Source organism: Litoribacter ruber (assembly GCF_018500185.1).
Taxonomy (GTDB): Bacteria; Bacteroidota; Bacteroidia; order Cytophagales; family Cyclobacteriaceae; genus Litoribacter; species Litoribacter ruber.
The window spans coordinates 209,381-232,851 of the sequence record NZ_JAHBGI010000001.1; the positions used below are offsets into that span (position 1 = coordinate 209,381).

Below are 23,471 nucleotides of genomic sequence, written 5' to 3' on the forward strand. Positions count from 1 at the left end.
TGATTCTCTGCGGTTTTTTTAATTTACCGCAAAGAGCGCTAAGTAACACAAAGTTTGATGAGAGCTTGTTTAACCGCAGAGATCGCTCCGCTCCTCGGGACAAGTTCTGTGGTTATTTTTAAAATTGCGATTAATGAATTGACTAAAAAACTTTGCGCGACTTTGTTTCTTTGCGGTTGATTTTTTTGGTTCTCCCCACAGTTTGATGCGAGCTTGTTTATCCAGAGAGGCCCAGAGGACGCAGAGATCGCTCCGCTCCTCGGGACACGTTCTGTGGTTATTTTTAAAATTGCGATTAATGAATTGACTAAAAAACTTTGCGCGACTTTGTTTCTTTGCGGTTGATTTTTTTGGTTCTCCCCAAAGTTTGATGCGAGCTTGTTTAACCACAGAGGCCCAGAGGACGCAGAGATCGCTCCGCTCCTCGGGACAAGCTCTGAGGTTATTTTTAAAATTGCGATTAAAGCATTGACTAAAAAACTTTGCGCGACTTTGTTTCTTTGCGGTTGATTTTTTTGGTTCTCCCCAAAGTTTGATGCGAGCTTGTTTAACCACAGAGGCCCAGAGGACGCAGAGATCGCTCCGCTCCTCGGGACAAGCTCTGAGGTTATTTTTAAAATTGCGATTAAAGCATTGACTAAAAAACTTTGCGCGACTTTGTTTCTTTGCGGTTGATTTTTTTGGTTCACCTCAAAGATTAGTGTTTGTAGAGCCACAGAGGCGCAGAGGCCATGTTTCTCTGAGCCTCTGTGGTTTTTAATTTTAACGTAATCACTTCACCTGAAGCACCAAATCATTCTGCTCCACCATGTCGCCTTCCTGTAGGATGATCTTTTCGACTTTGCCGGCGGCGGAGGCGCTGATGGTGCTTTCCATTTTCATGGCCTCAATGACAAAGAGAGGCGTATTTTCCTCTACGGTGTCGCCTTCCTTGACCATGATGGCCGAGATCCTTCCCTGTAGCGGTGCTCCGATATCGCCAGCGCTTTCGATTTTTTTGTTCGACACTTTCAAGGCTTTCACTTCTTTGTCCTTCACCTGGATCCTTCTGGCCTGGCCGTTCAGCTCAAACGAAACCAATCGCATTCCCAAATCATCAGGTTGGGAGACGAACAGCAGTTTGATGATGATAACCTTGCCGGGGCCAATTTCCACCAGGATCTCCTCATTTGGCTTCAAGCCGTAAAGGAAGGCCAGGGTCGGGATCTTGCTAGGGTCGCCGTATTCCTCACGGAAGGCTCTGTAGTCCTTGAAAACTTTCGGGTATAGCTTGTAGGACAAAAAGTCCAGCTCGGAATTGAAGTCCCCAAATTCCTCCCGAAAGGCTGCCATTTCCTTGTCGAAATCAATCGGGGTCAGGTGTGCATTTGGCCTGTCGGTAAAAGGTTTGGCGCTCTTGAGGATCACCTGCTGCAATTCCTTGGGGAATCCCCCCTCTGGCTGGCCCAGGTCACCCTTGAACAAGCCCACCACTGATTCGGGGAAGGATAGCTCCTTGCCCTTTGCCAGCACGTCTTCCTTGGTCAGGTTGTTGGAGGTCATGAAGATGGCCATGTCCCCCACCACTTTGGAGCTTGGGGTCACCTTGACGATGTCGCCAAACATCTCATTGACGATCTCGTAATTTTTCTTCACCTCCTCAAACTTATCCTCCAAGCCCAAAGCCGAGACTTGGGGACGTAGATTGGAGTATTGCCCGCCTGGGATCTCGTGATGGTACACTTCGGCAGTACCAGCTTTCAATCCGGATTCAAACGGATAGTAGAGTTCCCTTACATCCTCCCAATAATTGGAGAATTTGTTTAAGCCATCCAGATCCAATTGATTTTCCCTTTCAGTTCCTTTGGTATAGGCCAAAATGGAGTTGAAATTGGGTTGGGAAGTCAGGCCCGACATGCTGGCCAGGGCCACATCCACCACATCCACTCCGGCCTCCATGGCTTTGAGGTAGGTGGCCGACTGTATGCCGCTGGTGTCATGGGTGTGTAGGTGGATCGGCAGGCTGACATTTTCCCTCAGGGCATGAACCAGCTCCTGGGCTGCATATGGTTTGAGCAATCCGGCCATGTCCTTGATCGCCAAGATGTGGATGCCCTCATCCTCCAGCCTTCTGGCCAGGTCTATATAATATTGTAAGGTGTATTTCCTGTTTTCGGGGTTCAAAATATCATTGGTGTAGCAAATTGCCCCTTCGGCAAGCCCGCCGGTTCTTTCCTTCACCGCCTTGATGCTCACCTTCATTGCCTCCAGCCAGTTGAGGGAATCAAAGATCCTGAAAACATCCACCCCGTTTTCCCAGGATTTCTCAATGAACTTTTCGATCAGGTTGTCAGGATAGGCGGTATACCCCACCGCGTTGCTGCCTCTGATAAGCATCTGAAGCAGGATGTTGGGAACTGCCTTTCTGATTTGCTGTAGGCGTTTCCAGGGGCTTTCATGTAAAAAGCGCATGCATACATCGAAGGTCGCTCCGCCCCATACCTCCATGCTGAATACCTCAGGATGGTTTTTGGCAAAAGCCTCGGCTACTTTCAGCATGTCGATGGTGCGCACCCTAGTGGCCAATAGCGACTGGTGGGCATCCCGGAAAGTGGTGTCGGTAAAGTGCAGGGCCTTTTCCTTCTTCAGCCATTCTGAAAAGCCATTAGGCCCCAGCTCGGTCAGGAGGTCTTTCGTCCCTTTGGGGTAACCGCTGTATTTGTCAAAAACCGGGACTTTCGGGTTCCTGAACTTCTTATTAGGGTCCTTAAATTTGACATCAGGGTTGCCATTGACCACCACTTCGGCTAAGTATTTAAGGGTGTTGGTACCTCTGTCCTTTTTTCTTGGAATGCTAAACAGCTCCGGATGGTTGTCAATGAACTTGACAGTGGCTTTTCCTTCGTAAAAAGTAGGGTGGGAAATCACGTTTTCTAGGAAGCCTATATTGGTCTTTACCCCGCGGATCCTGAATTCCCTCAAGGTCCTGCCCAAACGCTGGCTGGCTCCTTTGAGCGTACGTCCCGAGGCGGATATTTTCACCAACATACTGTCGAAGAATGGCGAAATCTTTACACCTGGATAGCTACTGCCCTCATCAATCCTTATCCCAAAGCCGCCGGCGTTACGATAGGCGATGATGGTCCCGTAGTCGGGTTTGAACTCGTTTTGGGGGTCCTCTGTGGTGATCCGGCATTGTATGGCAAAACCGTTGGCCACTATTTCTTCCTGGCTGTTGATGAAAATCTGCGGGTGGGATAGCTCCAGCCCGCTGGCTACTAGGATCTGTGTCCGCACGATATCAATCCCGGTGATTTCCTCGGTGATGGTATGCTCCACCTGAATCCTGGGATTCACTTCAATGAAGTAAATCCGCTCGTTTTTGTCAACCAGGAATTCTACCGTGCCCACATTGTTGTAATTCACTTCCCTGGCGATGGAAAGCGCATATCCATAAATTTTGTCTTTGGCTTCTTGGGATAAAGTGGCACTCGGGGCCACTTCCACTACCTTTTGAAAACGGCGCTGAACAGAACAGTCCCTTTCAAACAGATGAACTAGGTTGCCATAATTGTCCCCCACTATCTGCACTTCGATGTGCTTGGGGTCGTCGATGTATTTTTCAAGGAAAACGGTGTCGTCTCCAAAAGCTTTCAGTGCCTCATTTTTGGCATCAAGAAAGGACTGTTTGAAGGCTTTTTCCTCCCGCACCACTCTCATACCTCTTCCTCCACCGCCTGCCGCAGCCTTGATCATCACCGGGAAGCCGATCCTGTTTGCCTCAGAAAGGCCAATTTCCACATCAATCAGCTCTTGTTGGCTATCTTCTATGATGGGCACCTGGGATTTGATGGCTACTTTTTTGGCTGCCACTTTGTCCCCGAGATTTTCCATTACCTCAGGTTCCGGTCCCACGAAAATGATCCCTTCCTCCTTGCATCTTCTGGCAAACCGCACGTTTTCGGAAAGAAAGCCGTAGCCCGGATGAATGGCGTCTACCTGGTTTCTTTTGGCCACGGTAATGATTTCCTCTATATCAAGGTAGGGCTTGAGCGGTTCCTCGTCCTGCCCCACCTGATAGGCCTCATCGGCTTTATAGCGGTGCAGGGAGTACCTGTCCTCGTAGGTGTAAATAGCAACGGTACGGATTTTTAGTTCGGAGGCCGCCCTCAATACTCGGATGGCAATTTCCCCCCGGTTGGCCACCAGGAGTTTGTGAATCTTGTGAATAGGCATAAAAGTAAAGCTTTTTAAAAGTTATGCGTTTTGGGTTTAAAATTAATTTGCATATCCTTAACTGGTAGACCTGGCTCTAAAGAGGCAGGACGGAGGACCGAAAAAGGTTGTCTCTAGCATTACACCCAGCATTTGGCAATTTTGCCGAATTATAGGTGCAGTCATGGATATACATTAAAGTTTTTAACAAAAAGGCGATCTTGTTATGAAATTAAGAATTATCAAACGATTTCCTTTGTGTTGGGTGTTATAAAACTTTGCCTATTCAAAAATTAAACCAATTTTTTGGTACTAAATACTAGATTTTACTTTTCATGTTGGCAGGTTGTGATTAATAACCACCGAGGCAAGAAGGGCACATAGAAAATGTAACAACCGCAAAGATTTGAAAGATTCGCAAAGAAAAAATGGGGCGTGAGGACTTTTAACTTCTTAATATCTACTTCTAACTCAATCTTCGCGCTCCTCAACGATCTTTGCGGTAGATTTATTTCTCCGGATCATCGTGGTTATCTTGTCAAGTCTTAAATTTTATTTGACTCTCTTTCCCAGCTTTTCAATTTTTCTCCGTGAAGCAGCCTTTGTGAAACTTCTTTTAAACTTTGTGTCCGTTGTGGCCATTTGTTTGGTCACGTACTTCTAATCCCGTACTTCACACTCCCCTTCAGTCCACTTGGTCACCCCATTATTTAGGGCGACACAATCGTTGCTGTAGGTTTTGTTGTCACAGCCGCACACGGGGTCATAGATCATATAGCAGGCTGCTTCGGAGTTGATTTTGCTTTTGTCGATGCAGCCCGCTACGGTGGTGGGCTCTGGGGCTTTGCACTGGAAGGCCAGGCAGGTGATGGCAAATAGGGAGACGGATAATCTTTTCATAAGTGCTCTTTTATCCATAAACGGATGTGGGTAATCAAACGCTACTTATTTTTCCGGTTTCCTTTTTTGAAGAAGACCTGACGGATCCATTTAGGCAAAAATATGGCACCAAGAATCAAATACGGGTAGTAGGAAAGAAGTCTCCAGAGAATGCTCGTCACGAATGTGTACCCGGGTAAAAACTCTGCGAAAAACTGGGCAAAGAAAAACTCGGCCGTACCGCTGCTGCCCGGAGTGGGGGAAACCATCATCACGATCCACATGATGATCTGTCGGGCAAAGATGATGATGTGGCCAAACATGTCCACCGACTTGTAAGCCGAGATCAGCGCATTGAGCATCAGGTAGCGGGCAGACCAGATAAATACGGTGGCACCCACTACTGAAAGCCAATATTTGTAGTTTTTATCCTTAAAAGTTTCACTGGCTTCTATAATCTGGTTTCCGTAATCATTGGCGTTGGATTTCCACTTTCGGATCCATTTGATGGAAAAAATCTTCATCAGGATCCATTTGAATACCCTTGGCCTGTAGAATAAAGCCGCCGACATGACGATGGTATAAATGGCATATAGGCTATAGCTGATCCAGAAAAGGTATTGTATGCTGGTCCCCAGCCGCAGCTCCATCATCCGGGTGTCGGGAAAGATATGGCCTTTGGCCAAATACAGGATGATGGGTGCTCCTATGACGAAGAAAAGGTTGTCCAAAATGGCGGTAAGCATGACAAAGGCCAGAGCCTTGCCGAGTTTGATGCCCTCCTTGTGCAGGATAAATACCGCCACCGCCGTACCCCCAACAATCGATGGGGTAACCGCCGAGGCAAACTCCCAAAGGATGATCACATAAATGGCCCTCACCCAGGTGAGTTTCTCATCGGTAATCTTCCGGATACGGTAGACATATCCCGCATCCCGCATCAAAATAAACAGCAAAGCCAATAAAACGCCCCCTACTGAAGCATCAAACACGCCCTTTAGCGTCTGCGCGTTGACTTTGGGGTCTAAGTAAAACATAAGGAACACAATCCCGAGCCCGATAGCCACGGGTACCCAAACCTTATTGGGGTTTAAGGTCTTGAATATCTCCTTATTATCTAATCTCATATTACAGTACGGGGACTTCTTCTACTTTCTCCACCCAAAAATTGTTGAAACCCTCTCCAATTTTAATTGTAACCAAAGATAACTGTAATAATTCCAATATGGCTAAAAAGGTATAAATCACGAAGATTTTATCCGGCTTGTAGGAGATGAATTGGGTAAAGGGGACCCTGTCAGAAAAGCTGAGTTTTTCCAGGACGAAGTTTTTCTGCTGGTCAATGGTGTAGGGGTATTGGATTACCGTGTGGGTGGTTTCATCTGTACGGTTGGCATATTTGGCCATTACCCTTTGGTATACCCTGAGGAGCTTGTAGAGGTCGAGGTCCTGCATTTCGGCGTCCACATTGTCCACGTTGCTCATGGCTTTGAGCTCGTCGAGCACGTTGCCGCGGGATTTCCGCGATAGGCGGTTTTCCTCCATGGTGGACAGCTCCTGGATCACGGACTTGTACTTTTTGTACTCCAAAAGATGCTTGATCAATTCTTCCCTGGGGTCAATTTCCTGCCCGTCCTCATTCAGCTCGGGCCGTGGGATGAGCATTTTGGATTTGATTTTCATCAAGGTGGCGGCCACCAGGATGAATTCACTGGCTACTTCTATTTCCAATTTTTCCAATTGATGGATGTAGTGCAGAAATTCGTTGGTGATTTTGGAGATGGGAATGTCATAAATATCCAGCTCATCCCGCTCGATGAAGAAGAGCAAAAGGTCGAAAGGACCCTCGAATAATGGTAATTTGATTTCGAAACTCACTGGATATATTAAAATTGTTGTATTTTTGCCAATCTAATTGAATTCAAAGATATTACATAAATAGAAAAATAAATATTTGACTGTAAAAAAGTAAGGTTTAAAGTTTTTTGGCCGTATGTTTGACGAGCCTGAACAAACCTTTCGGGTTTAAGTTATTTATTTCAAAAGAACCAAGTAGATGTTGATAGAACCTGGAAAATTGCTTGCCCAAATCGACAGCCCAGCCGATTTAAAGAAATTCAACAAAGATCAGCTTGTACAGATATGTGATGAACTTCGACAGTTTATAATTGACAATGTATCGGTATATGGCGGGCATTTTGGAGCAAGTTTGGGTGTGGTGGAGCTTACTGTGGCTTTACACTATGTAATGGAAACCCCCTATGACCAGCTGGTATGGGATGTGGGCCACCAGGCATACGGTCACAAAATCCTTACCGGACGCAGAGACCAGTTTCATACCAACAGACTATATAAAGGTCTATCAGGTTTTCCAAAAAGAAAGGAAAGCAACTACGATACTTTTGGAGTTGGGCACTCCAGTACCTCCATTTCTGCTGCTCTTGGGATGGCCATGGCCTCCAAATACAAGGGCGAAAAGCAGCGTCAACACATTGCCGTAATCGGTGACGGCTCCATGACAGGAGGGATGGCTTTTGAAGCCATGAACCATGCGGGTGTTTCCGATTCCAACATGATCATCATCCTGAATGACAACTGTATGTCCATCGACCCCAACGTAGGGGCGTTGAAGGATTATCTAACTGACATTACTACTTCCCATACATATAATAAGGTAAAAGACGACGTTTGGAAGCTGCTAGGCAAGTTTAGCAAATTCGGCTCAAGCGCTCAGGAGGTGATCTCCAGCGTGGAGCACGCGATCAAGTCGGCCTTGTTAAAGCAAAGTAATTTATTTGAATCCCTGAATCTCCGTTACTTCGGACCGGTAGATGGCCACGATGTGGATCATCTGGTGGAGGTGTTGAGTGATTTGAGAGATATCCCCGGACCAAAAATCCTACACTGTGTGACGGTAAAAGGTAAAGGATATGCCTTGGCTGAAAAAGACCAAACCAAATGGCATGCACCAGGCAAATTTGATAAGATCACCGGGGAAATTGCCAAAAAAGTACATACTACGCCTCAGGCACCAAAATATCAGGATGTGTTCGGCCATACTTTGGTAGAATTGGCGGAAGCTGATGATACCATCATGGGGGTGACACCTGCCATGCCATCGGGTTCTTCCATGAACATCATGATGGATGCGATGCCTGACAGGGCTTTTGATGTGGGGATTGCCGAGCAACATGCCGTGACTTTTTCGGCAGGATTGGCCACCCAGGGATTGAAGCCATTCTGTAATATTTACAGTACTTTTATGCAACGCGCCTATGATCAGGTTTTGCATGATGTGTGTTTGCAAAATCTACCCGTTGTATTCTGTTTGGACAGAGCAGGATTTGCAGGAGCAGATGGGCCTACCCACCATGGGGCGTATGATATCGCCTTTTTCCGATGTGTGCCTAATCTGGTAGTGGCAGCGCCAATGAATGAAGAGGAGTTGCGAAATATGATGTATTCCGCAGCCAAATATAATGGACCTTACTCTATCCGATACCCACGTGGCCAGGGAGTCATGCCTGACTGGAGACAGCCCATGCGTGAAATCCCAACCGGTCAGGGTAGGATTGTGAAAGAAGGAGAAGAAGTAGCGGTATTGACAATCGGCCATATCGGTAACTATGTGACGGAGGTTGCTGAAAGCTTGGCTAAAGACGGGCTAAATCCTGCGCATTATGATATGAGGTTTGTCAAGCCACTTGACGGAGATCTTTTGCATGAGATTTTTGGGAAATTTAAAAAGGTAGTAACTGTTGAAGATGGCTGCTTGATGGGTGGGTTTGGAAGTGCAGTGCTCGAGTGGATGATCGACCACGGATATCAGGCCCAGGTAAAACGTTTGGGTATTCCTGATGAGGTGATTGAGCACGGAGAGCAGATTCAGCTACACCGAGAGTGTGGGTTTGATCCGGATGGTATAGCTGATGCGGTGAGGAGTTTGCATGAGGTTACAGTGAATGTGAAATATTAAGGTAGAAATATTTTAATAGAAATAGGGAAATTAGGAAATAGTGAAATATAAGGGGGGAGCCGCATCGAGAGTTGCGGTTTTCCTGTTTATACTAAATTCGTATGCCTATGGAAATTGCTTACAATGATTTGGGGAATGGGCAGCCGCTCATATTTTTACACGGCTTTTGCGAAAGCAAGGAGATGTGGAAGGCATTTGAGGAGGCTTTTTCTCCCTTCTACAGGGTGCTGTGTCCAGATCTGCCAGGATTTGGAGAAAGCCGCTGGTATGAGGAGGAGGTCAGTTTGGAACAGGTGGCTGTGATGCTCGAGGAATGGATGGAGGAATTGCAGCTGGAAAAGCCCATCCTGATCGGCCACTCCTTGGGGGGCTATGTGGGTTTGGCGCTGGCCGAGCTAATGGGGGAGAAACTTGGTGGGCTTGGCTTATTCCATTCCACAGCTTTTGCCGATGATGAGGAAAAAAGGGGTGTCAGAAACCGGACCTTGGCTTTTGTGGAAAAATATGGGGTGGAAAAGTTTGTCACTTCATTTGTCCCGCCCTTATTTCCCGATTACAGGAGGGAAGAGCTTCAGGATAAAATTGATTATGTGCTCAGATTGGCCCTCAAGACCTCGTATCCAGGTTTGATGGCCTATACTAAGGCCATGCGTGATAGAAAAGAGCGGTTAGAGGTATTAAAGAGCTTTCGCTCTCCCAAGATGATGATCGCTGGGCAAGTGGATGCTGCCATCAAGCTTGAAGACAGCCGAAAGCATGAGGCTTTTGTGGATTTCTATTTTGAGCTTCCCGAAACCGGGCATATGGGGATGTTTGAGCGGGAAGAGAAGACCATTGAGGTAGTGGGGAAGTTTCTGGATAGGTACTGCAGTTCTACCGTATAAGAGTTGACGTATTGTTTCTCGCGGCGTCCGCAAAGATGGCGCAGGGGCCGCAACGTGGAAATTACGATAATTACCGCAATCAGTCTAGTTGTTTTCCCTATTTTTCTCCCATGCCTCTAATATCCCATTACCCATAGTGGACCCGACGAGGACCCGAAGGGGAGGCGAGTTGGAGGGGTAGAGGGGATAGGATATGAGTAGGGGTTAGGCTTAGACTGTCAATCTCAATTTGCCCCATGGCAATAGCGTGGTCTATAGTAGACATTTTAGAAGAATAAATATCTACTTCAGAGTCATTTTCAAATTGGTTAATAATATCCTCAATTGAGTCAAAATCAGTTTTATCCGTTATTACAGTAGGCATACCTGTTTTTTATTTTAACAACGTATTTCAACCAGATTGTTCCTATTTAAAATATACGCTTTTTTCTAATTAATTGATCATAAATAATTCCAAGTATTTTTAAATTAACCCAAATATTAATGCAAAAAGGAGTTTCACTCAATTCGTGAAACTCCTTTGGGAAGAATATTCTATTAAAATTAATCTTTAAAACCTCAAGCTAACCCCGGCCAAGAAGTTTGTGCCGGCCATGGGGTAGTAGAAGTTTTCGGTAACAAGTTCTCTGCCACCAGCTGCTTCCCCTGGGAGGAAATAGCTGAAAGTGTAGCCGTTTGGTTCATAAAGCTCGTTGAAGATATTGTTGACCAAAAGGGTGAACTCCATTTCTTTGACAAATCTGGGACTGATCTTGTAGATGAACCTCAAATCGTTGGTGAAAAAGGCGTCTAGCTTTCTGTTTTCGTTTTGGGTGTTGTCCAGATATTGGCTGTCCACATACTTGGATAGCAGGGAGATTTCAAGTCCTTTGATCGGACGGAAGTCAATCATGGCTGATCCTACCACATTGGGGGAGAAGGCGATGTCGGTGTCCGTATAGGTGAAGCTTTCCTGCTGGAAAACCTCGGCGGCGTAGTCATCCACAAATTCGGTGAACTCTGCGATCTTGTTTCGGCTGAAGGCAATGTTTCCCCCCAAAGTCCACTTAGGGGAAAGCATCACCGCTCCGTCCAACTCGATACCCGCTCTATAGCTATCCGCCACATTTTCTCTGATATAGGCCCCTACATCATTTAATTGCCCTGTAAGCACCAATTGATCATTATACTTCATGTAGTAGAGATTGGCGCCATATTGGAAATTGTTGTGCTGTGTCCTTACACCAGCCTCAATGTTTTGGAGGTTTTCTGGCCTTGGAATCTCTGTGAGGGGGCTGTCAGTGAAATCCCTTCTCACTGGTTCACGATTGGCTACCGCATAGGAGGCGTAGAAGGTTTTGCCTTTGGCCGCCTCATAGCTGAAGCCGAATTTTGGGTTAAAGAAATGGTAGTTTTGGAATCCGCTGATATCTCGGAGGTCGTTGTTGATTCCGACAAACCTATAATCGATACCTCTGTATTGAAGGTCGCCAAAAAGGAAAAGCTGGTCTACCACTTCATAGGTAGCTTTAAGGAAAATGTTGCGGTCATCTTTCACCGCATTGTTGTCATAATAACGGTCGCGGATATCCGTATCTCCTGCAATTCTCATCCAGATGATTTCCCCAAAGTGGTCCCCGTCATAACGGTTTGCCCCACCGCCCAAAATCGCATCCAATCGGCCGTCACCGGAGATGTAATTCAGCGAGAAAGTCGCCCCATAGAAGTCATTGTCCAACCACCTTCTTCTTATGATGTCTGTTCTTTCAATGGTTTCCCCACCAATCACAATAGGCTGGATGCCGTAGTTTCTAAGAAGTCGGTCATTTGGACGGAACTGCTCATAATATCCGGCGCCTTTGGTGTAGTGCAGGGCCGCATTGGCTTTCCAATTGCTACCCAGATTACCGGCATAGATGAATTGATAGTGCTGCTGCTGGTAATTATCCGTTTCGTTTTCGTAGGTATAGCTGTTAAAAGTACGGTTGGTCTGCAGCAGGTTTTCCGGGACACCATTCCAAGCTTGGTAAGTTTGCTCAGCTCCTGCAAATACATTCATTTTGAAAACATGGTTGTCGCCATAATAACCCCCAGATAGATAATAGGAGCGAAGGTCTGAAAAGGCACGGTCAATGTAGCCATCGGAAGTGATCTGCGATAATCTTGCGTCCACTGCCCACCTGTTGTTCAATAGGCCCGTTCCGGCTTTCACTGTATGGCGCCGGGTATTGAAAGAACCGAACCCATTGTCGATTTCGGCGTAGCTTTCTTCCCTTTTGGTATCTGTCTGGATGTTGAGGCTGGCCCCAAAAGTAGCCGCGCCATTGGTGGAAGTACCCACACCACGCTGGATCTGGATGTTTTCCACGGATGAGGCAAAGTCCGGCATGTTGACCCAGAATACGCCATGGGATTCGGCATCATTAAGCGGGATCCCGTTTACTGTTACGTTGATTCTGGTTTGGTCGGAACCCCGGATTCTCAGACCCGTGTAGCCCACACCTGCTCCCGCATCGGAATGGCTGACCACTGATGGGGTGTAATTTAGCAGGAAAGGAATGTCCTGGCCCAGATTGTTTTTGTTGAGTTCCTCTTTGGAGATGGTTTTAAAGGTGGTGGGGGTGGTCTGTCCGGCCCGTGTGGCTGTAACGATAAACTCCTCGGTGGAAAGCAGGCTTTTGTCCAAGGAGAAATCCAATTCTAAATCGGCCGAAATGTTGATGCTTGACCTTGTGGTCTGGTACCCTACGTAAGAAACCCTCACATCGTAATCCCCGGCCGGAATCCTGTTGACTTGGTAACGGCCGATCATGTCGGTGGTACTTCCCCTGCCAGTGCCTTCCAAGATAATGTTTGCTCCCGGAAGGGTTTCACCAGTTTCGGCATCGGTGACGGTGCCGGACAAACGGTGCTGTGCCATGGCGCCGATGCTCATGAGCATGACGGATAGCATGAATACTAACTTTTTCATGTAATAATGGTGATAAAAACTGTTGCCTTTCGGCAGTTTGGTTAAACATAGAAGCAAACCAAGGGGAGGCTGCTCCACTTTCTGTAAACCGCTCATTTCCCTTCGCCGGTACTAACCGTATCAGGTTCAATGGGTATGATCTCAGCCCGTTATATTAGGGCACCCCTTAATGGGAGCAAAGGTAAGGATATTATCAAGATCGGCAATGGAATTAAAAATAGAAGAATTAGGAATGAGGAATTAAGAATGAACGGTTGAAGAAAATGGCCACAAAGGGCTCAAAGGCGCTAAGACTGGTTCGCGGACAAGGAAATGGGCACAAAGGAGTTGCACCAGGTTTTAAAAAAGTCGCGAAAACGGTTGGGAATAAATAATTAGCAATGAAGAATGAGCGGGCATGTTATTATAAAAAAAAAGCCGCACTAAGTTAAAGTTTAAACCTTAAATAGAAGAATTAGGAATGAGGAATTAAGAATGAACGGTTGAAGAAAATGGCCGCAAAGGGCTCAAAGGCGCTAAGACTGGTTCGCGGACAAGGAAATGGGCACAAAGGTGTTGCACCAGGTTTTAAAAAAGTCGCGAAAACGGGTGGGAATAAATAATTAGCAATGAAGAATGAGCGGGCATGTTATTATAAAAAAAAAGCCGCACTAAGTTAAAGTTTAAACCTTAAATAGAAGAATTAGGAATGAGGAATTAAGAATGAACGGTTGAATAAAATGGCCACAAAGGGCTCAAAGGCGCTAAGACTGGTTCGCGGACAAGGAAATGGGCACAAAGGAGTTGCACCAGGTTTTAAAAAAGTCGCGAAAACGGTTGGGAATAAATAATTAGCAATGAAGAATGAGCGGGCATGTTATTATAAAAAAAAAGCCGCACTAAGTTAAAGTTTAAACCTTAAATAGAAGAATTAGGAATGAGGAATTAAGAATGAACGGTTGAATAAAATGGCCACAAAGGGCTCAAAGGCGCTAAGACTGGTTCGCGGACAAGGAAATGGGCCACAAAGGAGTTTCACCAAGTTTTAAAAAAGCCGCGAAAAGTGTTGGGAATTAATTATTTGTAATGGAGAATGAGCGCGGGCATGTTATTATAAAAAAAAAGCCGCACTAAGTTAGATTTAAACCTTAAATAGAAGACTTAGTAATTAAGAATGAACGTTTGAATAAAATGGCCACAATGGGCTCAAAGGCGCTAAGACTGGTTCGCGGACAAGGAAATGGGTCACAAAGGAGTTTCACCAAGTTTTAAAAAAGCCGCGAAAAGGGTTGGGAATTAATTATTTGTAATGGAGAATGAGCGCGGGCATGTTATTATAAAAAAAAAGCCGCACTAAGTTAGATTTAAACCTTAAATAGAAGAATTAGGAATTAAGAATGAACGGTTGAATAAAATGGCCACAAAGGGCTCAATGGCGCTAAGACTGGTTCGCGGACAAGGACATGGGGCACAAAGGAGTTGCACCAAGTTTTAAAAAAGCCGCGAAAAGTGTTGGGAATTAATTATTGGTAATGGAGAATGAGCGGGCATGTTATGATAAAAAAAAAGCCGCACTAAGTTAGATTTAAACCTTAAATAGAAGAATTAGGAATTAAGAATGAACGGTTGTATAAAATGGCCACAATGGGCTCAAAGGCGCTAAGACTGGTTCGCGGACAAGGAAATGGGGCACAAAGGAGTTGCACCAAGTTTTAAAAAAGCCGCAAAAAGGGTTGGGAATAAATAATTAGCAATGGAGAATGAGCGGGCATGTTATTATAAAAAAAAAGCCGCACTAAGTTAGATTTAAACCTTAGTGCGACTTCTTCGACTTTGTGGGCAATTATTTTTCAGAAATTAAGCTGTGCCCAATGCCTTCAGGTGATAATAATGCGATGCAAAGGCCTGTCTTAGTCTGGAGTGCTCCAAGTAAGGCACTTGGTATTCCTGGCACACATCCTTGATGATCTTGCTTATTGCAGGATAATGGATATGGGAAATCTTTGGGAAAAGGTGGTGCTCCACCTGGAAATTCAGCCCGCCTACCAACCAAGTCAATACCTTATTTTTGGTGGCAAAATTAGTGGTGGTCCTAAGTTGGTGGGTAGCCCAGTCGTCTTCCAGCTGGACGCCTTCATTGATAGGGAAGATGGTTTCCTCTACTGAGTGAGCCATTTGGAAGATGACGCTCAGGAAGATGCCCGTGGAAAAGCCAAACAGGAGAAAGCCTACCAACCAGGGCATAAAACCTAACAGATAAATGGGCAGTGCCATAAACAAAACCGCATGGACTAACTTGAAGCCCCAAAAGGAGATGTGGTCACTGGTTTTCATTTTCTGGATAGGGGTGATGCCTACCCGGCCGGTCACATATTTTTTGTAATCGGTCACAAACACCCAGTAATGATAGAGCAGGCTATAAGTCAGAAGGAAATATAGATGCTGATACTTGTGCATGCCATACCGCTTTTGGGCTGGGCAAAGTCGTAGGAAAGGCCGTGCGTTCATATCGTCATCCACACCTTCAATGTTGGTGTAGGAGTGATGGACCACGTTGTGCTTGGTTTTCCACATGAAGACATTTGCCCCTAGGAAGTTGATGGATAAGCCAGCCAGTTTGTTGAGCCATGGCTGGTTGCTAAAGCTGCCATGGGCGCCATCGTGCATGACATTAAAGCCAATCGAGGCCGCCAGTCCGCCTAGGACGATGCTTTCCAGGATGGCAATAGGCCAGAAAGGAGTGAAGAAAAGCAGGTGGATATAAACCGCCACAAATGAGATAGTCAGGATTATGGCTTTGGTGTAAAGCTGGGTGTTTCCTGTTTGGGCAATGTTATTTTCTTTGAAATGATTCTGGACGCGTGCTTTTAATGTTTGGTGAAATGGGGTGGATTTCTGGAATTTTGGTTTTTGCATAAAGAAATGATGAAATTCTAATTCATTTTGGCCACTGAAGCGCTGCCGTATTACTGGGGGGACTTTAATAGCTATTAAGCAAATATAAGCTTTTTTAAACTTTTCAAAAATGCAAATATTGATAGGTGGTTAAATCCTTTTTTATTGCTTTATCTTTTGATTTGCTTCATTTACCTAACGGCGGCTTTGGACATATAATTCAATCCATTCGTTTTTTTCTCATTAATGCCTCTATTATTTCAATAGAGGCATGCAATCTTTCTTCAATCGTGCCGGAAACCAATTGATAAGGAACACTGGTGGTTTGGATTTTTTCCAAATAAACATTAAAAAAATATTTCCTCATTTCAGGTTCAGGATGTTCGCGCTGCGGGTCGGGTTCCCAGGGCATATCTATGTTTGTAAGCAGGTAGAGGTCATAATTCCTGCGGCTGATTTCATCTAGGGTCCAAGCATGGGTTTTGCAATATTTATGGCGACTCCAAACATCGATCACGTGCAGGTCCGTATCGCAAAAAAGCATCTTCTCAGCATTCTTGGCGGCCAGTTCCTCGAGCTGGATTTGGCCTTGGGCAATAGGCAGAAGGTCCTCGTATCGATACTCCCTATCCAATTGCTCCAGGTATTCTCGGGCGTATTCACGGACCCAAGGTTCGCCGAAATGATCAGAAAGTCCTTTGGCAAGTGTGCTTTTCCCGGTTGATTCCGGTCCAATGATCACGATTCTAAGCATAAACGGGTTTTTTAGCAGCTTTCATCCAGGCGATTAAACCCAAAATGGCCATCACCGTGAATACCATAAACTGGAAAGAGGTCAATATTAAATCCTTATGCCAATACAGGGGCACCGATACGAGGTCTGTGATGATCCAGGCTATCCAGTTTTCCACCTTTTTCTTGGCCATCAGCCACATGCCCACAAAGGCCGAGGAGGTGGTGAAGGAATCCCAGTAGGGCACGGTACTGTCTGTGTAATTTGATAATACCAGATAAAGGGTCAGATAGGAAGCTCCAAAAATAGCCAAGCTGTAGAAGATGCCGCTTTTTTTGAGGTAGGTCACGGGCCTTTCTTCGCCTGTTGGCGTAGGCTTGCTCCATACATACCAGCCATAGATTGACATGGCGGTATAGTAAAAGTTTATGCCCATATCGGCATAGAGCCCCACCATCACGGTGATATAAATATAGATCAAGGTGCTGATGATTCCTGTGGGAAAAACCAGGATGTTTTTCTTGATGGAATAATAGACGCTTGCCACGCCAAAAAAGGCCGCTATCGCTTCCAGTAAAGTCGTTTGAGCTAAACCTTCCTGCAGGCCCTCCCATATGTATTGCCAATCCATGGGCCGAATTTCAGTTAATATTATGATAAAAGAAAAAAACCGCTCCAATCTGAAGCGGTTTTCATTATAATTTTTCCAGGAAATTAATCTTCCAATAATTCAATCACCTTGAATTCAGTCCTTCTGTTCATCTGACGGCCTTCAGGGTTATCGGAACCATCAGGGTTTTCGTTAGGTGCAATTGGTTGGGATTCTCCGTAGCCTCTTGCTACCAGCCTTTCTCTGGCTATACCTTGGCTGATGATGTACTCCACGGCTGATTCCGCCCTTCTCTGGGAAAGCTCCTCGTTATACTGTTCCGAGCCACGGCTATCGGTGTGTGAGCTCAGTTCAATGCGGATATTAGGATTGTCCTTTAGGATTTTGACCAATTTATTCAACTCCTGAGCTGCATCCGGTCGGATCTCAGCCCTGTCAAAATCATAGTAGATATTCTCAAGCACAATCGCTTTTTCCAAGATCAATTGATCCAGTACCACGGTAGTGTCCAAGGTGATGTTGGTGACATCCTGGATCAGCTCACTCTGGTCAGGCATCTTGCCTTTGGTGGTGAAAGTAATGCTCTTGGTGAAGTATCCGCTTTTGGAGGCGATGATGGAATAATCTTGCTCAGGGGATAGTCTGAAGCGCACCCTTCCCTGTTGGTTGGTGTTGTCTCCGCCTACCAACTTGTTGTTTTCATCATACATGGTGACCCTGGTCTGCGGCAGGATTTCCTGTGAGCCGTCATCCTTTTGCTCCTTGGTAATCAGGTTGAGCAGGAAGTTGACCACTTTTGGTTTAGGCGTCATGTCCTTGAAATAGTAGATATCGTCATCGCCTACACCACCATCTCTGTTTGAGGTGATAAAACCTTCCTTAGGATAGTTGGTAAAGAAAATACCAAAATCATCAGCAGTGGTGTTGATATTGTCCCCTAAGTTTTTGACGGTATAGCCATTGTTGTTTGGTTCGGCCACAAATAGGTCAAGCTTGCCATAGCCGGGATGCCCATCGGAGGCAAAGAAGAAATTGCCATTTGTCTCAAGTCTGGGAAACATCTCATTGCCGGGCGTATTGATTTCTGGGCCCATATTCTGCACATTCCCAAAATCCCCATTGGCCAAAACCGTTGCCTTGTAAAGGTCAATGCCTCCGTAGCCTCCAGGTCTGTTGGAAGCAAAATAGAGGGTTTTGCCATCAGGGCTAAAGGCAGGGGTAGAGTTCCAATAGCCGGGCTCCTCATTGAGGGTCATGTAAACGGGCTCCGTGAAAGATGCCCCTCGGAAATAAGATGCGTAAAGGCTCACCTCTGGCTGATCTCTTCTATTGGTGCTGTTGCCGCGGGCATACACAATGGTGTTGCCGTCGGGGCTAATGGCTATGGCGCCCTGGTTGAGCCCTTCCTCGTTTCTGAACTCGGGCATTGGCTGAATGCCCTGCACGTCGACATTTACCCCATCGGCACGTGTCCTGAACAGCTTGGTGTAGGATTGCCCGGTGGCTTGGTAAATGCCACCGCCTCCCCGTGAACTGGTGAAGTACAGGAAGTTTTCGCTTACAATCGGGGCATAGTCGATTCCACGGCTATTTAGCAGTTCATAATTTTCCAGCTGATGGTTGGGAAAATAGGGCTGTATGTTGTCCAGCTTTCCCAGGTTGGCCAACTCTCTTTTAGAGCGGAGCTCAAGGGAGTCGTTGAGCGTCATTTCGGCCGCTTTGGAAAATGCCTCCTTTGCCCGGTCGTATTCCCCCTGGCTTTTCAGGCCTATCCCTTTTTTATAGTAATTTTCTGCCGTAGAGTCCAGTTCTACCAACTTTTCATAATAAGGCACTGCTCTTTCCACTCGGTTAGACAGCCTGTAACTCTCGGCCACTATGCGGTTGGCTTCCAGGTTGTCGGGGTCTTTTTCCAGAATGCGTGAAAAAGTATTAATGGCAAGCTGGTATTCTCCGGCCTGGTATTGTGCGGTGCCTTTCTTGTCGAGACTCGTGCAGGCGCCCAGAATTACTGCAAATAGAAGGATAAAAAGATAGCTATGCTTCATCGGTGATAATCAATGGGTAAAATGTGCAGAACTAATATAGGACATATTTTAAAATTAATTGTCAAAAAATCTGTTTAACCAACTTTCCTTGGCAGGAAGAAGCCACTTTTCCTGCAAATCTTGCTTTTTGTCCATGATCGGATTAAAAATCAAGGTGTCTTTTTCAAGATTGCCATCGGCTATCTCCTGTTTTACTTTGGGCACGCTGGTAACGGATACTTGCTTATCTTGGAGGAAAGATACTTTCCCCTGATTTAAAAGATCCACGCCGAGCTTCGCCTCGATTTCCTTGAGTTTGCGCACAGAGCTATCAATCGAGCATCCGCTAGCGCCCAACTGGGACTGGTCTACCGCCAAGATGATAAACTGGTCGAACTTGATTTCATAGCTGGTGGGCATTTTACTGCCGTGCGTATTCCAGTTTTGGCAAAAATCCGTCAAAACTTCCTTGATGTAATTTTGCTCTTCCGGGTTAAACTTTCTGTCCGCCAGATAAATCCAGATCCTGGTATCCGCTGGCATTTCATCAAAAGGTAAGTACATATAATGGGTGTTATTTAATTCAAAAGCCTCTTTTTCTTAACGAGAAAAGAGGCTTTTTTGATTTGGAAATAAATGAATTGTTGGGATAATGGGTGTCCGATGCCCGATGTCGGTTGTCGGATGTTAGAGACCTTGGTCTTTGGCGATCAGTTCTGCTAAGTCGTATACCTGCACATCATTTTCCCGGTTCTTGTTTTTGACACCGTCAGCCATCATGGTGAGGCAGAAGGGGCAGCCCACCGCGATGGCGGATGCGCCAGTTTCCAAGGCTTCCTCGGTTCTTTCGATGTTGATGTCCTTTTTGCCTTCCTCCGGTTCCTTAAACATCTGTGCGCCACCAGCGCCACAGCAAAGGCCCTTGGTGCGGCATCTTTTCATTTCTACAAGCTCCACGTCCAAAGCTTTGATGACATCACGAGGGGCCTCGTATACATTGTTGGCCCTGCCCAGGTAACAGCTGTCGTGGAAGGTGATTTTCTTCCCTTTGAAATCCCCGCCGCCTTTGATCACCACTTTGCCATCATTGATCAATTGCTGCAAAAATGTGGAGTGGTGGATCACTTCGTAATTTCCCCCAAGTGCCGGGTATTCATTTTTGATAGTGTTGAAGCAGTGGGGGCAGGCCGTCACTACTTTCTTGACGTTGTAGCCATTCATCACCTGGATATTTCCCACAGCTTGCATCTGGAACAGGAATTCATTCCCTGCTCTTCTGGCTGGATCGCCCGTGCAGGCTTCCTCAGGACCGAGCACGGCAAAGCTTACGCCTACCTTATTCAATATTTTGACAAATGCCTGGGTAACGGCTTTATATCTATCATCAAAAGATCCCGCACATCCTACCCAAAATAGGATTTCCGGAGATTCTCCTGAAGCGGCCATCTCGGCCATTGTTGGTACTTTATATGTTGACATGGATTGTGTTTTTATATGTCTGTACTAAGTACTAGGTACTATGTACTAAGATTGTATTCGTTATGATTGATTGTCTTCTTTTAGCTTGTCGGCCCAATTGAATCGGTCGCTTGGGGCGAATTTCCAGGGGGAGAAGCTGGTTTCCATGTTTTGGAACATGGCGTTCCACTGTGGAGGGGTACCGCTTTCTTCCATGGCCACATACCTCCTCATCTCCAATATGATCGCCAGCGGGTCAATATTCACCGGACAGGCTTCCACACAGGCATTGCAGCTGGTACAGGCGTTGATTTCTTCCTTGGTGATGTAATCGCCGTAGAGTGACTTGCCGTCCTCGAGGCCTTTGCCGCCCTTTTCCAAGCTCATGGCTACTTCTTCGGCGCGGTCACGGGTGTCCATCATGATTTTTCTAGGCGAAAGTTTCTTTCCGGTGATATTTGCAGGGCACTGGTCGGTGCATCTGCCACACTCGGTGCAGGCAAAAGCGTTCATCACATTTACCCAGCTCAGGTCATTCACGTCCTTTGCACCGAATCTTGCGATCTCGGCAGGTGGCTCAGGTGCGTTTTCAGTCTGTATGCCCAGCATCATATTTACCTCATTGGTGACTTCCTCCATGTTTCTCATCTCACCCTTAGGCTTAAGGTTGGAGTAGTAAGTGTTTGGGAAGGCCAGGAAGATGTGCAAATGCTTGGAATACGTGATGTAAATAGCAAAGCCCAATATGCCGATGATGTGCAGCCACCAAGCGACCCTCTCAATGTAGAATAGGGTAGTGGCTCCCATGTCGATAAACAGGGGCTTGATCATGCTGCTGAAAAAGAGACCGTCGATCTGCACGTAGTGGGAGTAACCTTTGTCAGCCAAGGCCTGGTCGGTTGCATTCATCACCAAAATGGCGGTCATCAGGGTGATTTCGGCAAACAGGATCAGGTTAGCATCCAGTTTTGGCCAACCTATAAGTTCCCTTGCGGTAAACCTTCGAAGCTTGATGATATTTCTCCTGATGAGGAAAATCACTGAGGCCACTAGGGAACCGAAAGCAAGGAATTCAAATATATTAAGTGCCACCACATACCAAGTGCCGGTAAACGGAGCAAAGTAGCGGTGCTGTCCGAATAGCCCGTCGATTACAAATTCCAGGATTTCTATGTTGATGATGATGAAACCAACATATAGGAAGAGGTGGAAGATGGCCGGCACGATACGCTTAAACATCTTTTTTTGTCCAAAGGCCACCAAGCCCATGGTTTTCCATCTCTCGCCGGGATTGTCCGTCCGTCCGGATTTTTTACCCAGCATGATGGCCCTTCTCAGGAAGCTGATCCTTTTGTAGAGGAAGTACCCTGCCACGATAAAAATCAGCAGAAAAATTATTTGCGGTAAAATACTCATATTGAAATGATTAAATTATTTGGGTTGATTTAGTATGATTTTTTTTCTTTAAATGATTTGCACCTAAACAATGTTTGCCTACCTTTGCATCACATTACAACGGTGATGTAGCTCAGTTGGTAGAGCATCGGACTGAAAATCCGTGAGTCGGTGGTTCGAATCCACTCATCACCACAAGCCTTGTTCCTTTGGAGCAAGGCTTTTTTATTTCCCTCCCCATGGGACAAAAGCATTGTTGTATTTTTTGGTTTAAAGCCCATCATTGTTTTGAATTTACCTTTGCAAAATAGTCAATAGTGCGCATGCATACTATTTGTGTGCCTAATTTAAAATGAATCTAAGATCATTCGGTTTGGCCGTTTTAAATTAACCAAATTCCCCGACATATGGAAACTCAATTGTAAGGTTTAAGTTTTTTCTTCGGTCTTCCGTCTTCGGTCCTTCTATCTAAATTTCCCATCTTTATAAAATATTTCCATCTTTCTGTAACATTTCCATTTCTTATTCATCATCTCCATGCATGAAGACATTTTTTGAAGCACAAATCTGGTCTATGAAGGACAAGCTGTACCGCATGGCTTTTCTCTGGGTGAAAGACCGGGATGTGGCCAATGATGCTGTTCAGGAGGTGCTGGAAAAAGCGTGGGCAAACAAAGAAGCCCTTCAGAAAATGGACAATCCTGCCGGCTGGCTGGTGCGGGTGCTGAAGAACCAATGCCTGCAACATTTTCGGCAGGACAAAAAGTGGGAACCCATAGGGGAGAGGGAGTTTGCGGAAAGTGAGACGGTAGATACGGATTTTCCGGAGGCCTATAAAAGGGTGTTTCGGTTTTTGGAAACCCTCCCGGATAAACAAAAAGAGGTTTTTATGTTGCGGGAAGTGGAGGGGTTGACCTATGAGGAAATAGCCGACTACCTGGAAATCAGCCAAGATCAGGTCAAAGTCAACCTATTTCGGGCCAGAAAAACATTGAGGGAGCATTTGTTAAACAAAGCAAATCATGGAAGAAAGAATTGAGCACTTATTGGAAAAATACTGGGAGGGGGAAAGCAGCCTGGAAGAGGAAAAGGAGTTGCGAAACCTTTTGCAGCAAGCCAATGGATATGAGCAGGAAAAAGCTTTTTTCGGAGAATTAAATCTTCTTCAGGAAGAGCATACAGAAAATCTGACTTACCCAGCCAAAAAGTCTAGCCCATGGGAATGGTTGAAGTTTGCGGCTGTGTTGGTGGTGTTTTTATCGGTGACGGCATTGGTGTTCCAGTTTCAGAAATATCAGGAACGGCAGGAAGAGGCCCTGGCCTATGCCCAGGTGATGGAGGCTTTTGCGCTCATCAATGAAAATATGAACAAGGGGACAAAAGAGCTGGATGTAATGGAGGAATTCAGATACCTGGGGACGCCTATGGAGTTGTTTGAGGAGGATTGATAATGATGAATGATGAATGTTGAATTAGAATGAGGAGAATGGA

The 23,471-nt window shown here is 45.8% G+C and carries 18 protein-coding genes, 1 tRNA gene and 1 riboswitch; of the genes, 5 read left to right on the forward strand and 14 right to left on the reverse strand.

Translation table 11 applies throughout. From position 1 onward, the window contains the following. Positions 1 to 38: 38 nt before the first annotated feature. The 5 genes from KIH41_RS01010 to KIH41_RS01030 form a co-directional block, all read right to left on the reverse strand. Positions 39 to 689 carry a hypothetical protein gene (locus KIH41_RS01010; protein WP_214161202.1) on the reverse strand — a complete coding sequence of 217 codons (651 nt, stop codon included), beginning with the start codon at positions 687 to 689 and terminating at the stop codon, positions 39 to 41. Between the two features lie 82 nt (positions 690 to 771). Then, positions 772 to 4,215 (reverse strand): pyruvate carboxylase, encoded by a 3,444-nt coding sequence (locus KIH41_RS01015; RefSeq protein ID WP_214161203.1) that lies wholly within the window; start codon positions 4,213 to 4,215, stop codon positions 772 to 774. A gap of 639 nt (positions 4,216 to 4,854) precedes the next feature. Then, the gene (locus KIH41_RS01020; RefSeq protein ID WP_214161204.1) at positions 4,855 to 5,094 is read right to left on the reverse strand and encodes a Kazal-type serine protease inhibitor family protein; all 240 of its coding nucleotides are present in this window, start codon (positions 5,092 to 5,094) and stop codon (positions 4,855 to 4,857) included. 41 nt (positions 5,095 to 5,135) lie between these two features. Then, positions 5,136 to 6,200 carry a lysylphosphatidylglycerol synthase transmembrane domain-containing protein gene (locus tag KIH41_RS01025; RefSeq protein ID WP_214161205.1) on the reverse strand — a complete coding sequence of 355 codons (1,065 nt, stop codon included), beginning with the start codon at positions 6,198 to 6,200 and terminating at the stop codon, positions 5,136 to 5,138. Position 6,201: 1 nt separating this feature from the next. After that, the gene (locus KIH41_RS01030) at positions 6,202 to 6,951 is read right to left on the reverse strand and encodes a segregation and condensation protein A (RefSeq protein ID WP_214161206.1); all 750 of its coding nucleotides are present in this window, start codon (positions 6,949 to 6,951) and stop codon (positions 6,202 to 6,204) included. A gap of 178 nt (positions 6,952 to 7,129) precedes the next feature. Between KIH41_RS01030 and dxs the strand changes: the two genes are divergently transcribed. Both dxs and KIH41_RS01040 read left to right on the forward strand, forming a co-directional pair. Beyond that, complete coding sequence (dxs, locus tag KIH41_RS01035; protein ID WP_214161207.1) at positions 7,130 to 9,049, forward strand: 1-deoxy-D-xylulose-5-phosphate synthase; 1,920 nt, start codon at positions 7,130 to 7,132, stop codon at positions 9,047 to 9,049. 107 nt (positions 9,050 to 9,156) lie between these two features. Continuing rightward, complete coding sequence (locus KIH41_RS01040; protein ID WP_317194901.1) at positions 9,157 to 9,933, forward strand: alpha/beta fold hydrolase; 777 nt, start codon at positions 9,157 to 9,159, stop codon at positions 9,931 to 9,933. 127 nt (positions 9,934 to 10,060) lie between these two features. Here the strand turns inward: KIH41_RS01040 and KIH41_RS01045 are convergent, their stop codons facing one another. The 9 genes from KIH41_RS01045 to KIH41_RS01085 all read right to left on the reverse strand — a co-directional run bounded on the left by KIH41_RS01045 (position 10,061) and on the right by KIH41_RS01085 (position 22,001). Further along, positions 10,061 to 10,297 carry a hypothetical protein gene (locus KIH41_RS01045; RefSeq protein WP_214161209.1) on the reverse strand — a complete coding sequence of 79 codons (237 nt, stop codon included), beginning with the start codon at positions 10,295 to 10,297 and terminating at the stop codon, positions 10,061 to 10,063. Positions 10,298 to 10,483: 186 nt separating this feature from the next. After that, positions 10,484 to 12,883, reverse strand: coding sequence for a TonB-dependent receptor (locus KIH41_RS01050; RefSeq protein WP_214161210.1), 2,400 nt, complete (start codon positions 12,881 to 12,883; stop codon positions 10,484 to 10,486). Positions 12,884 to 12,964: 81 nt separating this feature from the next. Continuing rightward, positions 12,965 to 13,060, reverse strand: a riboswitch (TPP riboswitch). A 1,659-nt stretch (positions 13,061 to 14,719) separates the two neighbouring features. Then, complete coding sequence (locus KIH41_RS01055) at positions 14,720 to 15,778, reverse strand: fatty acid desaturase family protein (protein ID WP_213945195.1); 1,059 nt, start codon at positions 15,776 to 15,778, stop codon at positions 14,720 to 14,722. A gap of 199 nt (positions 15,779 to 15,977) precedes the next feature. After that, on the reverse strand, positions 15,978 to 16,511 hold the full coding sequence (locus KIH41_RS01060) for an AAA family ATPase (RefSeq protein ID WP_214161211.1): 534 nt from the start codon (positions 16,509 to 16,511) through the stop codon (positions 15,978 to 15,980). Further along, positions 16,504 to 17,121, reverse strand: a complete 618-nt coding sequence (pnuC, locus tag KIH41_RS01065; RefSeq protein WP_213945193.1) for a nicotinamide riboside transporter PnuC — start codon at positions 17,119 to 17,121, stop codon at positions 16,504 to 16,506. The genes KIH41_RS01060 and pnuC overlap by 8 nt, the downstream gene beginning before the upstream one ends. Positions 17,122 to 17,204: 83 nt before the next feature. Then, positions 17,205 to 19,148 carry an OmpA family protein gene (locus tag KIH41_RS01070; protein ID WP_214161212.1) on the reverse strand — a complete coding sequence of 648 codons (1,944 nt, stop codon included), beginning with the start codon at positions 19,146 to 19,148 and terminating at the stop codon, positions 17,205 to 17,207. A 54-nt stretch (positions 19,149 to 19,202) separates the two neighbouring features. Next, positions 19,203 to 19,691 carry a hypothetical protein gene (locus tag KIH41_RS01075; protein ID WP_214161213.1) on the reverse strand — a complete coding sequence of 163 codons (489 nt, stop codon included), beginning with the start codon at positions 19,689 to 19,691 and terminating at the stop codon, positions 19,203 to 19,205. A 123-nt stretch (positions 19,692 to 19,814) separates the two neighbouring features. Further along, positions 19,815 to 20,606, reverse strand: coding sequence for a (Fe-S)-binding protein (locus tag KIH41_RS01080; protein WP_213945190.1), 792 nt, complete (start codon positions 20,604 to 20,606; stop codon positions 19,815 to 19,817). A gap of 60 nt (positions 20,607 to 20,666) precedes the next feature. Further along, a complete protein-coding gene (locus tag KIH41_RS01085) occupies positions 20,667 to 22,001 on the reverse strand; it encodes a 4Fe-4S dicluster domain-containing protein (protein WP_214161214.1) in 1,335 nt (444 codons plus the stop codon). Positions 22,002 to 22,102: 101 nt separating this feature from the next. On the opposite strand from KIH41_RS01085, the gene KIH41_RS01090 reads away from it, so the two are divergent. The 3 genes from KIH41_RS01090 to KIH41_RS01100 all read left to right on the forward strand — a co-directional run bounded on the left by KIH41_RS01090 (position 22,103) and on the right by KIH41_RS01100 (position 23,428). Then, positions 22,103 to 22,175, forward strand: a tRNA-Phe gene (locus tag KIH41_RS01090). 346 nt (positions 22,176 to 22,521) lie between these two features. Further along, the gene (locus KIH41_RS01095; RefSeq protein ID WP_214161215.1) at positions 22,522 to 23,019 is read left to right on the forward strand and encodes an RNA polymerase sigma factor; all 498 of its coding nucleotides are present in this window, start codon (positions 22,522 to 22,524) and stop codon (positions 23,017 to 23,019) included. Then, on the forward strand, positions 23,003 to 23,428 hold the full coding sequence (locus KIH41_RS01100; RefSeq protein ID WP_214161216.1) for a hypothetical protein: 426 nt from the start codon (positions 23,003 to 23,005) through the stop codon (positions 23,426 to 23,428). Before KIH41_RS01095 ends, KIH41_RS01100 begins: the two co-directional genes overlap by 17 nt. Positions 23,429 to 23,471 lie beyond the last annotated feature (43 nt).

Bases quoted from the DNA above. Each gene is read 5' to 3' on its own strand.
- KIH41_RS01015 (WP_214161203.1), bottom strand. From the start codon at position 4,215: ATGCCTATTCACAAGATTCACAAACTCCTGGTGGCCAACCGGGGGGAA.
- KIH41_RS01020 (WP_214161204.1), bottom strand. From the start codon at position 5,094: ATGAAAAGATTATCCGTCTCCCTATTTGCCATCACCTGCCTGGCCTTC.
- KIH41_RS01025 (WP_214161205.1), bottom strand. From the start codon at position 6,200: ATGAGATTAGATAATAAGGAGATATTCAAGACCTTAAACCCCAATAAG.
- dxs (WP_214161207.1), top strand. From the start codon at position 7,130: ATGTTGATAGAACCTGGAAAATTGCTTGCCCAAATCGACAGCCCAGCC.
- KIH41_RS01040 (WP_317194901.1), top strand. From the start codon at position 9,157: ATGGAAATTGCTTACAATGATTTGGGGAATGGGCAGCCGCTCATATTT.
- KIH41_RS01045 (WP_214161209.1), bottom strand. From the start codon at position 10,297: ATGCCTACTGTAATAACGGATAAAACTGATTTTGACTCAATTGAGGAT.
- KIH41_RS01050 (WP_214161210.1), bottom strand. From the start codon at position 12,883: ATGAAAAAGTTAGTATTCATGCTATCCGTCATGCTCATGAGCATCGGC.
- KIH41_RS01055 (WP_213945195.1), bottom strand. From the start codon at position 15,778: ATGCAAAAACCAAAATTCCAGAAATCCACCCCATTTCACCAAACATTA.
- KIH41_RS01060 (WP_214161211.1), bottom strand. From the start codon at position 16,511: ATGCTTAGAATCGTGATCATTGGACCGGAATCAACCGGGAAAAGCACA.
- pnuC (WP_213945193.1), bottom strand. From the start codon at position 17,121: ATGGATTGGCAATACATATGGGAGGGCCTGCAGGAAGGTTTAGCTCAA.
- KIH41_RS01070 (WP_214161212.1), bottom strand. From the start codon at position 19,148: ATGAAGCATAGCTATCTTTTTATCCTTCTATTTGCAGTAATTCTGGGC.
- KIH41_RS01075 (WP_214161213.1), bottom strand. From the start codon at position 19,691: ATGTACTTACCTTTTGATGAAATGCCAGCGGATACCAGGATCTGGATT.
- KIH41_RS01080 (WP_213945190.1), bottom strand. From the start codon at position 20,606: ATGTCAACATATAAAGTACCAACAATGGCCGAGATGGCCGCTTCAGGA.
- KIH41_RS01085 (WP_214161214.1), bottom strand. From the start codon at position 22,001: ATGAGTATTTTACCGCAAATAATTTTTCTGCTGATTTTTATCGTGGCA.
- KIH41_RS01095 (WP_214161215.1), top strand. From the start codon at position 22,522: ATGAAGACATTTTTTGAAGCACAAATCTGGTCTATGAAGGACAAGCTG.
- KIH41_RS01100 (WP_214161216.1), top strand. From the start codon at position 23,003: ATGGAAGAAAGAATTGAGCACTTATTGGAAAAATACTGGGAGGGGGAA.